At 62.8% G+C, this 11,819-nt stretch carries 8 protein-coding genes and 1 pseudogene; 3 read left to right on the top strand and 6 right to left on the bottom strand.

Annotation, left to right across the window (positions count from 1 at the left end):
- Nucleotides 1-585: 585 nt before the first annotated feature.
- Nucleotides 586-1,065, bottom strand: a pseudogene (locus tag ACT9T4_RS26190) (REP-associated tyrosine transposase).
- A 512-nt stretch (nt 1,066-1,577) separates the two neighbouring features.
- Complete coding sequence (mltF, locus tag ACT9T4_RS26195; protein ID WP_042551983.1) at nt 1,578-3,041, bottom strand: membrane-bound lytic murein transglycosylase MltF; 1,464 nt, start codon at nt 3,039-3,041, stop codon at nt 1,578-1,580.
- Nucleotides 3,042-3,240: 199 nt separating this feature from the next.
- Here mltF and purL point away from each other — a divergent pair, with 199 nt between their 5' ends.
- Nucleotides 3,241-7,137, top strand: a complete 3,897-nt coding sequence (gene purL, locus ACT9T4_RS26200; protein ID WP_499119767.1) for a phosphoribosylformylglycinamidine synthase — start codon at nt 3,241-3,243, stop codon at nt 7,135-7,137.
- A gap of 349 nt (nt 7,138-7,486) precedes the next feature.
- Nucleotides 7,487-7,804, top strand: coding sequence for a YqfO family protein (locus tag ACT9T4_RS26205; RefSeq protein ID WP_042551981.1), 318 nt, complete (start codon nt 7,487-7,489; stop codon nt 7,802-7,804).
- A gap of 56 nt (nt 7,805-7,860) precedes the next feature.
- Here the strand turns inward: ACT9T4_RS26205 and ACT9T4_RS26210 are convergent, their stop codons facing one another.
- The 4 genes from ACT9T4_RS26210 to tatA all read right to left on the bottom strand — a co-directional run bounded on the left by ACT9T4_RS26210 (nt 7,861) and on the right by tatA (nt 10,553).
- The gene (locus ACT9T4_RS26210) at nt 7,861-8,871 is read right to left on the bottom strand and encodes an alpha/beta hydrolase (RefSeq protein WP_499119770.1); all 1,011 of its coding nucleotides are present in this window, start codon (nt 8,869-8,871) and stop codon (nt 7,861-7,863) included.
- 415 nt (nt 8,872-9,286) lie between these two features.
- Nucleotides 9,287-10,036 carry a twin-arginine translocase subunit TatC gene (gene tatC, locus ACT9T4_RS26215; protein WP_499119772.1) on the bottom strand — a complete coding sequence of 250 codons (750 nt, stop codon included), beginning with the start codon at nt 10,034-10,036 and terminating at the stop codon, nt 9,287-9,289.
- Nucleotides 10,033-10,320 (bottom strand): Sec-independent protein translocase protein TatB, encoded by a 288-nt coding sequence (gene tatB, locus ACT9T4_RS26220; protein ID WP_042551978.1) that lies wholly within the window; start codon nt 10,318-10,320, stop codon nt 10,033-10,035. The genes tatC and tatB overlap by 4 nt, the downstream gene beginning before the upstream one ends.
- Nucleotides 10,320-10,553, bottom strand: coding sequence for a twin-arginine translocase TatA/TatE family subunit (tatA, locus tag ACT9T4_RS26225; protein ID WP_042551977.1), 234 nt, complete (start codon nt 10,551-10,553; stop codon nt 10,320-10,322). Before tatA ends, tatB begins: the two co-directional genes overlap by 1 nt.
- A 149-nt stretch (nt 10,554-10,702) precedes the next feature.
- Between tatA and gspK the strand changes: the two genes are divergently transcribed.
- Nucleotides 10,703-11,674 carry a type II secretion system minor pseudopilin GspK gene (gspK, locus tag ACT9T4_RS26230; protein WP_499119776.1) on the top strand — a complete coding sequence of 324 codons (972 nt, stop codon included), beginning with the start codon at nt 10,703-10,705 and terminating at the stop codon, nt 11,672-11,674.
- The last annotated feature ends 145 nt before the right edge of the window (nt 11,675-11,819 follow it).

The following is an 11,819-nucleotide window of genomic DNA, read 5'->3' on the forward strand; positions in this document are numbered from 1 at the left end:
AAGCGGGCTCCTACGGACCGTGGCTAATCCGGTGATCCCAATCGTAGGAGCTGGCTTGCCAGCGATGCGATCCGGCAAACGCTATCGCCCGCAAGCGGGCTCCCACGGACCGTGGCTGATCCAGTGAGCCCAATCGTAGGAGCTGGCTTGCCAGCGATGCGATCCGGCAAACGCTATCGCCCGCAAGCGGGCTCCTACGGACCGTGGCTAATCCGGTGATCCCAATCGTAGGAGCTGGCTTGCCAGCGATGCGATCCGGCAGGCGCTATCGCCCGCAAGCGGGCTCCTACGGACCGTGGCTAATCCAGTGATGCCAATTGTAGGAGCTGGCTTGCCAGCGATGCGATTCGGCAGGCGATATCGCCCGCGAGCGGGCTCCCACGGACCGTGGCTAATCCGGTGATCCCAATCGTAAGAGCTGGCTTGCCAGCGATGCGATCCGGCAGGCGATATTGTCCGCAAGCGGGCTCCTACGGACTGGTGGTGATCCGGTGATGCCAATTGTAGGAGCTGGCTTGCCAGCGATGCGATCCGGCAGGCGCTATCGCCCGCGAGCGGGCTCCTACAACCAGAGTTTGCTGGCGATCAGCGCTGGTCTTCGAGCCAGACGGCGTCCCAGAGGGGGTAGTCGGCTAGATGGCGAACCAGTCCTGCGCGCAAGGGGTTGGCGACTATGTAGCGGGCTGTTGGCAACAGCGCATCCGCGTGGCGCAGGGCATGGTCGTGGAAGCCTTTCTGTCAGAGCCGGCCGCTACGGCCACGGTAGTTATTGATGCTGATGGCGCTACGCGACTTCAATTGCCGCATCAGCTTTTCCAGTGGCATGTTTTCCAGTTGAATCAGCCAGTGCAGGTGGTCGGGCATGATCACCCAGGCCAACGAGCGCAGATGCATGCCATCGTGTAGTCGACGCATCTCCGCCACGAGGAGGCGAGCGAGTTGCCAGTCACGGAAGATGGGTAGTCGATTCAAGGTGACTGCAGTCAGCAGATAAATACGCCCGTGCTCGGAAACGCGCCCCGAACGCAAAGCATGCCCTCGGTGGGCAAAGTGGCTGGAATCCATTCCCGTGCCTCTCCGTATCTAAAACAATCTTCATCATCACACCGCGGGAGCGGGCTCCTACGGACCGTGGCTAATCCAGTGATGCCAATTGTAGGAGCTGGCTTGCCAGCGATGCGATTCGGCAGACGCTATCGCCCGCAAGCGGGCTCCTACGGACTGGAGCTGATCCAGTGGTTCCCATTGTAGGAGCTGGCTTGCCAGCGATGCGATCTGGCAAACGCTATCGCCCGCAAGCGGGCTCCTACGGACCGTGGCTAATCCAGTGATGCCAATTGTAGGAGCTGGCTTGCCAGCGATGCGATCTGGCAAACGCTATCGCCCGCAAGCGGGCTCCTACGGACTGGTGGTGATCTGGCGATCCCAATTGTAGGAGCTGACTTGCCAGCGATGCGATCCGGCAAACGCTATCGCCCGCGAGCATTTCTCTACGGACAATGGATCACCTTGCTCCGGCCGGCGAACCGATCTGACGACTGCAGTGGTCTGGAGGAGGAACCCTTCACGACAGCGCGCTAAAGCGGCGTCTTGTCCTGCTGTTCGGGGTGGTCCTTGGAGACGCCGGGGACGTGCAGGCCGCTTTCGGCGACCTGGCTGCCTTCCAGTTGCGGCTGGGTCACCCAGGTGAGGATGTCGTAGTAGCGGCGGATGTTGCGCACGAAATGCACCGGCTCACCGCCGCGGGCGTAGCCGTAGCGGGTCTTGCTGTACCACTGCTTCTGCGACAGGCGCGGCAGGATCTTCTGTACGTCGAGCCACTTGTTGGGGTCCATGCCCTCGGCTTCGGTCAGCTTGCGGGCGTCTTCCAGATGGCCACCGCCGATGTTGTAGGAGGCGAGGGCGAACCAGGTGCGATCCGGTTCGGGGATGCTGTCCGGCAACTGTTCCTTGACGTGCACCAGGTACTTGGCGCCGCCCTGAATGCTCTGCTGCGGGTTGAGACGGTCGGACACACCCATCGCCTGGGCGGTGCGCAGGGTCAGCATCATCAGCCCGCGCACGCCCGTCTTGGAGGTGGCGCCGGGCTGCCAGAGCGATTCCTGATAGCCCACGGCGGCGAGCATGCGCCAGTCCAGGCCGTTTTCCTGGGCGGCCTTGCGGAAGTGTTTCTCATAACGCGGCAGGCGTTGCTGCAGATGCTGGGCGAAGGTGTAGGCGCCGACGTAGCCGAGTACATCGACGTGGCCGTAGTAGCGCTCCTTCAGACGTTGCAGGCTGCCGTTGTCCTGAGAGCGGCGCAGAAAACCGTCGACCTGATCGAGCAGGCTGGTGTCTTCGCCCTGGGCCACGGCCCAGCCCAGATTGCGCGAGTCGCCGAGGTCGAAGCCAACGCGTACGTTGGGGAAATACACCTGGTTCATGGCCAGCTCGTTGGAGTCGACCAGGGTCAGGTCGATCTGCCCTTCATCGACCATACGCAGCAGGTCGACCACTTCCACATCGGCCGACTCCTCGTACTGCAGGTCCGGCTCCTCGATCTTCAATGCAGCCAGCTGTTCGGCATGACTGCTGCCCTTGAGCACCAGGATTTTCTTGCCGAGCAGATCCGCAGGGCGGCTCGGGCGGCGTTGGCCGTTGCGGTAGACGATCTGCGGAGTCACTTCCAGATAGGGCACGGAGAAGCGTGCGCTTTGCTGGCGCCCCTGGCTTTCCACCAGACCGGCGGCCGCGAGCACCGGCCCGTTGGGCTGGCCGAGGCGGGAAAACAGGTCATCGAGGTTGTCGGCGGTCTGGATTTCCAGCTTCACGTCGAGATCGTCGGCGAAGCGCTTGACCAGTTCGTACTCGAAGCCGGTTTCACCGTTGCGATCCTGGAAGTAGGTAGCCGGGCTGTTGCGGGTTATCACGCGCAGCACGCCTTCCTCCTTGATACGCTCAAGGCTGCTGGGAGGTTCCGCGCAGCCGCTGAGCATCAGGAGTAATCCGATCGCCGAGAGCCAACCGGCGTAGCGCTTGCCAATCAGGTAGGAGGAGGGCATCGGGGCAGTATACGCCAACGTCGTGCCGTTCCATATCTGGACAGCACCGCTTCGCTCTGCTAGGCAAATGCGCTTTTTTCGGCTTATGTGGCTCGCCACGTGCCGATGACCGCAGGGCGCGAGCGGGCGTGCCGCAGACGACGCTTTAGGCTAGAATATGCGGCCTCAAAGTACACCCCCTTCCCAGAGGCTGTCCCCGATGTTGATCCTGCGCGGCGCTCCCGCCCTTTCTGCTTTTCGTCACGGTAAATTGCTCGAGCAACTGACCGGCAAGGTTCCTGCTGTGACCGGCCTTTACGCCGAGTTCGCACACTTTGCCGATGTCGACGGTGCGTTGAGTGCCGATGAAGAGCAAGTGCTGGCCCGTTTGCTGAAGTACGGCCCGAGTGTGCCGGTGCAGGAGCCCAGTGGTCGTCTGCTGCTGACCATCCCGCGTTTCGGCACCATTTCGCCCTGGTCGAGCAAGGCCAGCGACATCGCCCGCAACTGCGGCCTTGGCAAGATTCGCCGCCTGGAGCGGGGCATCGCCTATTACGTGTCGGGTGAGTTGAGCGAAGCCGATGTGCAGCAGGCGGCCGCCCTCCTGCATGACCGCATGACCCAACTGGTGCTGAGCAACCTGCAGGACGCCGCCAAGCTGTTCAGCCATGCCGAGCCCAAGCCGCTGACCGCCGTGGATATCCTCGGTGGCGGCCGCGCCGCACTGGAAAAGGCCAACACCGACCTGGGCCTGGCCCTGGCCGAAGACGAGATCGATTATCTGGTCAGCGCCTTCCAGGGCCTGAAGCGCAACCCGCACGACATCGAACTGATGATGTTCGCCCAGGCCAACTCCGAGCACTGCCGCCACAAGATCTTCAATGCCAGTTGGGACATCGACGGCGAAAGCCAGGAGAAATCCCTGTTCGGCATGATCAAGAACACCTACCAGATGCACAGCGAAAACGTGCTGTCCGCTTACAAGGACAACGCATCGGTCATCGTCGGCCACACCGCCGGGCGTTTCTTCCCCAATCCTGAAACCCGCCAGTACGGCGCGGTGCAGGAGCCGGTGCATATCCTGATGAAGGTGGAAACCCACAACCACCCGACGGCCATCTCGCCGTTCTCGGGGGCTTCCACCGGTTCCGGCGGCGAGATTCGCGACGAGGGCGCCACCGGCCGCGGCGCCAAGCCGAAAGCCGGTCTGACCGGTTTCACCGTCTCCAACCTGAATATCCCCGGCTTCGAGCAGCCGTGGGAGCAGGCCTACGGCAAGCCCGAGCGCATCGTCACGCCGCTGGACATCATGATCGAAGGCCCACTGGGTGGCGCCGCGTTCAACAACGAATTCGGTCGTCCGGCGCTGACTGGCTATTTCCGTACCTTCGAACAGTCGATCAGCACTCCACATGGCGACGAAGTGCGCGGTTATCACAAGCCGATCATGCTTGCCGGTGGCATGGGCAACATCCGTGAAGATCACGTGCAGAAAGCCGAGATCACCGTTGGCGCCAAGCTGATCGTGCTCGGCGGCCCGGCCATGCTGATCGGTCTGGGCGGCGGCGCCGCTTCGTCGGTCGCCACCGGCGCCAGCTCGGCCGATCTGGATTTCGCCTCGGTACAGCGCGAGAACCCGGAAATGGAACGCCGCTGCCAGGAGGTCATCGACCGCTGCTGGCAACTGGGCGACCAGAACCCCATCGCCTTCATCCATGACGTTGGCGCCGGTGGTATCTCCAACGCCTTCCCGGAGCTGGTCAACGATGGTGGCCGCGGTGGCCGCTTCGAACTGCGCAACGTGCCCAACGACGAGCCGGGCATGGCCCCGCACGAGATCTGGAGCAACGAGTCCCAGGAACGTTATGTATTGGCCGTCAGCGCCGTCGATTTCGAGCGTTTCCAGGCCATCTGCGAGCGCGAGCGCTGCCCGTTCGCGGTAGTCGGTGAAGCGACCGAAGAGCCGCAACTGACCGTAACCGACAGCCATTTCGGCAACACGCCGGTGGACATGCCGCTGGAAGTGCTGCTCGGCAAGCCGCCGCGCATGCACCGTTCGGTAACCCGTGAGGCCGAGCTGGGCGATGACTTCGATCCGAGCACCCTGGACATCACCGAAGCCGCCGAGCGCGTATTGCGCCACCCGGCCGTGGCCAGCAAGAGCTTCCTGATCACCATCGGCGACCGCACCATCACTGGCCTGGTCGCCCGAGATCAGATGGTCGGCCCGTGGCAGGTTCCGGTGGCCGACGTCGCCGTCACCGCTACCAGCTTCGACGTCTATACCGGTGAAGCCATGGCCATGGGCGAGCGCACCCCGCTGGCACTGCTCGACGCCCCGGCGTCCGGGCGCATGGCGATCGGTGAGACCCTGACCAACATCGCCGCTTCGCGCATCGAGAAACTCTCCGACATCAAACTGTCGGCCAACTGGATGTCCGCCGCGGGTCACCCGGGCGAAGACGCACGTCTGTACGACACGGTGAAAGCCGTCGGTATGGAGCTGTGCCCGGAGCTGGGCCTGACCATTCCGGTGGGCAAGGACTCGATGTCGATGAAGACCAAGTGGAGCGAGGAGGGCGCGGAGAAGAGCGTGACCTCGCCACTGTCGCTGATCGTTACCGGTTTCGCGCCGGTCGCCGATGTGCGCAAGACCCTGACTCCCGAACTGCGCATGGACAAGGGCGAGACCGATCTGATTCTGATCGACCTCGGCCGTGGCCAGAACCGCATGGGCGCTTCGATCCTCGCCCAGGTGTACAGCAAGCTGGGCCGTCAGGCGCCGGACGTCGACGACGCCGAAGACCTCAAGGCGTTCTTCGCGGTGATCCAGGGCCTCAACGCCGACGGTCACCTGCTGGCCTACCATGACCGTTCCGACGGCGGCCTGCTGGTCAGTGCGCTGGAAATGGCCTTTGCCGGTCATTGCGGCCTGAATCTGCAGCTCGACGGCCTGGCCGAGAGCCGCGAGGAACTGGCGGCCATTCTGTTCAACGAAGAGCTCGGTGCGCTGATCCAGGTTCGTCAGGACGCCACCCCGGACGTGCTGGCGCAGTTCAGCGCTGCTGGCCTCGCCGACTGCGTCGCGGTGATCGGCCAGCCGGTCAACAACGGCGATGTGGCCATCAGTTTCAACGACCAGCCGGTGTTCACCGGCCAGCGTCGCCTGCTGCAGCGTCAGTGGGCCGAGACCAGCCATCGCATTCAGCGTCTGCGTGACAACGTCGACTGCGCGGATCAGGAGTTCGATGCGCTGCTGGAAGAAGACAACCCTGGGCTGAGCGTCAAGCTCGGCTTCGACGTCAACGACAACATCGCTGCGCCTTACATCAAGAAGGGCGTACGTCCGCAAGTTGCCGTGCTGCGTGAGCAGGGTGTCAACGGTCAGGTGGAAATGGCCGCGGCCTTCGACCGCGCCGGTTTCGCCGCGCTGGACGTGCACATGAGCGACATCCTCGCCGGGCGTGTCGACCTGAACGACTTCAAGGGCCTGGTCGCCTGTGGTGGTTTCTCCTACGGCGACGTACTCGGCGCCGGTGAAGGCTGGGCCAAGTCGGCACTGTTCAACGCCCGTGCCCGCGATGCCTTCCAGGGCTTCTTCGAGCGCAAGGACAGCTTCACCCTTGGTGTGTGCAACGGTTGCCAGATGCTCTCCAACCTGCACGAGCTGATCCCGGGTAGCGAGTTCTGGCCGCACTTCGTGCGTAACCGCTCCGAGCAGTTCGAAGCCCGCGTGGCCATGGTCCAGGTGCAGGAGTCGGCATCGATCTTCCTGCGTGGTATGGCCGGTTCGCGCATGCCGATCGCCATCGCCCACGGTGAAGGTCATGCCGAGTTCGAAAGCGAAGAGGCACTGCTGGAGGCCGACCTGTCCGGCACCATCGCACTGCGTTTCGTCGACAACCACGGCAAGGTCACCGAGAACTACCCCGCCAACCCCAACGGTTCGCCGCGCGGGATCACCGGCCTGACCAGTCGCGATGGCCGCGTGACCATCATGATGCCGCACCCGGAGCGCGTGTTCCGCGCCGTGCAGAACTCCTGGCGCCCGGACGAGTGGCAGGAAGATGGCGGCTGGCTGCGCATGTTCCGCAATGCGCGGGTGTGGGTCGACTGATCCGCAGTCGGTGACAAGAAAAACGCCAGGCATTGCCTGGCGTTTTTCGTTTCAACGTTACGGCTAAGGCTGCACCTGCAGGGTGGGGAGGCCGTTCCGCCTTGGGCAATCACAAGGTTTTCGTCGCGCCGTAACCCATCATCGCTGCAACGCACAATGTCGTCAGGTGAAGTGTGCGACGCATCGCCCAATCCCATCACAACGTCTTTCCGGTCGGGAACGGCGCCTTGTGGGGCGAGTCTGAATATATCAGCAGTGTCGGCTACGTCACGAACCCGGTACGGCAATGTGCCATCATTCTGTGGCATGATTAGCTCATTGTTTTCAGCGACTTGCAGCGGAGTAGTTGATGTACAAATTTTGTTTCTACGTTCCGGAAAGTCATCTGGAAAGCGTCAAGTCCGCCGTATTCTCGGCTGGCGGTGGTCGTGTCGGCGACTATGAACAGTGCTGTTGGCAAACCCTGGGCCGCGGGCAGTTTCGTCCGCTGGAAGGCAGCGCGCCGTTCATTGGCCAAAGCGGTGAACTGGCAACTCTCGCCGAATGGAAGGTCGAGCTGGTGGTGGCCGATGAGCTGATCCACAACGCAGTCAAGGCCATGAAGAAAAGCCATCCCTACGAAATGCCCGCCTTCGAAGTGTGGCGTCTCTCTGATTTGACGTTCTAGATTCCATAAAAAAGGCCCCGCAACACCAGATGTTGCGGGGCCTTTTCCGCTTTCGCTTACTTCAGGTTCTGCTTGAGCGCTTCGCCGGCCTGCTGTACTGCCAGGCGCACGGTCGGCACCTGGCTCAGTGAATTGAGCAGGCCATAGTCATGGATCATGCCGTTGTAGCGAACGGCGGTGACGGTGACGCCGGCAGCGTTGAGGTTGCGAGCGTAGGCTTCACCCTCGTCACGCAGCACATCGAGCTCGGCTGTCTGCACCAGAGCTGGCGGCAGGCCTTGCAGTTGCTGCCTGGTCGCGCGCAGAGGCGAGGCGTAGATTTCCGCGCGCTGCTTGGCATCGGTTGTGTAGTTGTCCCAGAACCACTTCATCATGTTGCGGGTCAGGAAGTGCCCCTCGGCGAATTGCCGATAGGACGGCGTATCGAAATTCGCATCGGTGACCGGCCACAGCAGAGCCTGGAATTTCAGCTTCGGTGTGCCCTTGTCCTTGGCCATCAGCGCAACCACGGCTGCCATGTTGCCGCCCACGCTATTGCCGGCCACGGCCAGCCGCTTGCCATCCACCTCGATCTGCTGACCATGCTCGGCTACCCAGCGTGTCGCGGCATACGCCTGATTGATCGCTGTCGGGTAATGCGCTTCGGGAGACGGCGTGTAGTCAACGTAGATCGCAGCGGCGCCGGAGTGGTTGACCAGGTCGCGGATCAACCGCTCATGAGTTGGGTAATCGCCCAGCACCCAGCCGCCACCATGGAAGAACATGAAGCCGGGCAACGTGCCTTTGGCACCCGCCGGACGAACCACCGTGAGGTTGATGGTCTGGCCGTCGACAGTGATCGCCTTGTGGCTGACGTCCGCTGCCGGCAGCTTGGCGCCAGCCTGCGTGCCGCTGAGCACGGCGCGAGCATCCTTGGGCGCAAGGGTTTCCAGTGGTTGTCCGCCGCCTGCGGCGAGAGCGTTGAGAAACCCCTGCGTTTGCTGCTCGACGGCGGGGCTTTCTGCAGCGAATGCATGGCCGATGGACAGAGCGAGTGCGGCACTGGCGAAGACTTTGGTGAGTGTCATGAGCGCGTTCCTTTGAGGCGAGTGAGTTCAGGTGAGGGTCAAGCGCACGGCGATGTGACGACGGGTGAAGCTTTGGGCTGCATGGCTGTGATGCTGTCTTGGTAAAATGATTTGCGCGCAAAGTAATTTGTTGGCGGTGAATTTAGTGCTATTTAATTTTGTGCGCAAGATAAATTTTGATGGTCGTGTCGCCGGGCGTCATAGCCGACGTGGGAGGCCGCTAGACAGGTGCGAGTGGCGAAGTGCTCATGGCAGGAGCAGCCCTTCTTGCAGGGCGCAGTAGCGAGGATGGACGAGGGTGAAGCGGCGAGTTCGCTCGCCGCACATGCCAGGGGTTGGCAAGGGGTTTCGATGAGTCAGAAAGCCCTGTAGAGCGCGCTGTGCACTTCACCGCGCTCCAGGGCTGGCTGCAACGCTACTCCGTCGCGACCAATTCCTGCGCGGGTTCCTGCTCCGGCCGACGCTGGATGCTGCCGCAGGCGATCAGGCCGACTTCGAACAGTAGCCACATCGGCACCGCCAGCATGGTTTGCGAGAATACGTCTGGCGGGGTCAGCAGCATGCCGACCACGAAGCAGCCGACGATCACGTAGGGTCGGCTACGGCGCAGCGTGTCGACATCCGTCAGCCCGGCCCAGACGATGATGAAGGTTGCCACGGGAATTTCGAAGGCCAGCCCGAATGCCAGAAACAGGGCGAGGATGAAATCCAGATACAGGGCGATGTCGGTCATCATCTCCACGCCATCCGGCGTGACGCTGGCGAAGAAGCCGAACATCATCGGGAACACCGCGAAGAACGCGAAGGCCATGCCTGCATAGAACAACAGAATGCTCGAGACCAGCAGGGGCACTGCGATGCGCCGCTCGCGGCGATACAGCCCCGGTGCCACGAACCCCCACGCCTGATGCAGCAGTACCGGCATGGAGAGGAACACGGCGACCATCATGGTCAGCTTGAATGGCGCCAGGAAAGGCGACGTCACGCTGGTTGCGATCATGCTCGCGCCTTCGGGCAGGTAGCGGCGCAGCGGTTCGGATATCAGTGTGTAAAGGGTCTGCGCGAAGGGGAACAGGCCGAGGAAGGCCAGCAGAATCACCAGCAGGCAGCGCACCAGCCGCTTGCGCAGTTCGCCCAGGTGAGCGGTCAATGGCATGCTGCTCATGCGCTGCCCTCCGATTTGCCTACGGCTGGTTGCGGCTCCTGCAGGTTGATGCCGCGACGCAGTTCCTGCTCCAGTTGCCGCAACGGCGCGGCGTCCAGCTCCTTGCTCACGGCCTGGGCATCGAGTTCACGTTCTACCTGATCACGCAGCATGCCCATCGCCCGTTTTGCCTGGCCAAGGCCGCGCCCCAGGGTGCGGGCTGCGACCGGCAGGCGTTCCGGGCCGAGCACCAGCAGTGCCACCACGCTAACCAGCAGCAGTTCGGTGAAGCCTATTTCGAACATCAGGCCTGGCGATCCGTGTGGGTGTGGGACTGTTGAGCGGTTCCCGACAGCGGTGCCTGCTGCTGGACCTGTGCCGGCGACTCGTCCGCTTCGCTGTTGCTGGCCATGGATTTGCGGAAACCCTGGATGGTTTCACCGAGATCGCCACCCAGCGTCTTGAGGCGTTTGCTGCCGAACAACAGAAACACGATCAACAGCACGATGACCAGTTGCCAGATACCGATGCCGCCCATGAAAACTCTCCAACGCTATGAAATTGAAGGGCTAATCTGCCTGGGCTTTGTGACGCTACGGTGACGCGTCGATGACGAAAAAAGGTGGCTGCCACCTCTCTGCAACATTCAGCCTGTTGACTGTCGGCTCTTGGTTCGAGGGGTGAGCGATGGGTGGCAGGCGGCAGCACGGCGCAGCGTTATTGATGGTGCTGGTGGCCTTGGCCATGCTCGCCGGTGGGCTGGCGTGGATGGTGCAGCAAGGGCGGCAACAGGTCGATGCGGTGCGCCTGCAACAGCAGCGAATCCAGGCGCGAGCCATGGAGGTCGCCGGCCTGGCGTTCGCCGAACAGGCACTCAGGGATCCTGCCTGGCGGCAGAGCCCGTTGTTCTGGCAAGCCCTGCGCGGGCAGCCGTTGCGTTACGACTTCGCCGGCGGTGCGGCGACCTTGCGCATTCGTGATCTGCACAGCTGCTTCAACGTCAATGCGCTGGCCGGACAGGAGGCCGAACGGGCCGAGCGCCAGCTGCAACACCTGCTCGGTGACGACCTGGCCGCCGAACAACTGGTGCATGCCCTGGCTGACTGGATCGACAGCGACGGCCAGAGCCGCCTGCACGGTGCCGAAAGCGATCAGTACCTGCGCCAGACGCCGCCGCGGCTCGCTGCCAATCAGCCCATGGTGGACATGAGCGAACTGAACCTGCTGCTCACACCGCAACCTGGCCGACAGCTGCGTTATCCGCAACTCTGTGCGCTGCCGCAGACATCGGGCTGGCGCTTGAATGCCAATGCCCTGAGCCTGGAGCATTTGCCCCTGCTCGATGCGCTCTACGAGGGTGAGTTCGCACGCTCGCTGCTGACCCGCATCATCACCGGCCGACCAGCCAACGGTTACCCCGATGTGGCCGCTTTGCGCGAGGCATTGGGAGCCGTGGACGACCTGGCGTTCGAGCGCCTCAGTGAGGGCTTGCTGCTCAACAGCGGTGATTTCATGCTGCAGCTAGAGTTCGAGCAGGATGACCGGCTGATCAGCAGCCAGTTTCAGGTGCAGGCTCAGGGTGTGGTGCGCTGGCATGCGCAGGTGCCGGTGCAGCGGGTGCAGGTGATCAGCCGCGAACCCTTGCCATTTGCCTTGTAGCGCAAGTCGCCTAGCCGTGCAGGAGCCCGCTTGCGGGCGATGCGATCGTGCTCATCCTGCGCATGGGGATGCCGTTGCCATCGATCGCGGCCTGCGCACCGGGTATTCAGATGAATTGACGGCACGTCCGCGGATCGCCGGCAAG

The organism is Pseudomonas sp. SZ40, from assembly GCF_052958135.1.

Bases quoted from the DNA above. Each gene is read 5' to 3' on its own strand.
- tatA (WP_042551977.1), bottom strand. From the start codon at position 10,553: ATGGGCGGCATCGGTATCTGGCAACTGGTCATCGTGCTGTTGATCGTG.
- ACT9T4_RS26210 (WP_499119770.1), bottom strand. From the start codon at position 8,871: ATGACACTCACCAAAGTCTTCGCCAGTGCCGCACTCGCTCTGTCCATC.
- gspK (WP_499119776.1), top strand. From the start codon at position 10,703: ATGGGTGGCAGGCGGCAGCACGGCGCAGCGTTATTGATGGTGCTGGTG.
- tatC (WP_499119772.1), bottom strand. From the start codon at position 10,036: ATGAGCAGCATGCCATTGACCGCTCACCTGGGCGAACTGCGCAAGCGG.
- tatB (WP_042551978.1), bottom strand. From the start codon at position 10,320: ATGTTCGAAATAGGCTTCACCGAACTGCTGCTGGTTAGCGTGGTGGCA.
- ACT9T4_RS26205 (WP_042551981.1), top strand. From the start codon at position 7,487: ATGTACAAATTTTGTTTCTACGTTCCGGAAAGTCATCTGGAAAGCGTC.
- purL (WP_499119767.1), top strand. From the start codon at position 3,241: ATGTTGATCCTGCGCGGCGCTCCCGCCCTTTCTGCTTTTCGTCACGGT.
- mltF (WP_042551983.1), bottom strand. From the start codon at position 3,041: ATGCCCTCCTCCTACCTGATTGGCAAGCGCTACGCCGGTTGGCTCTCG.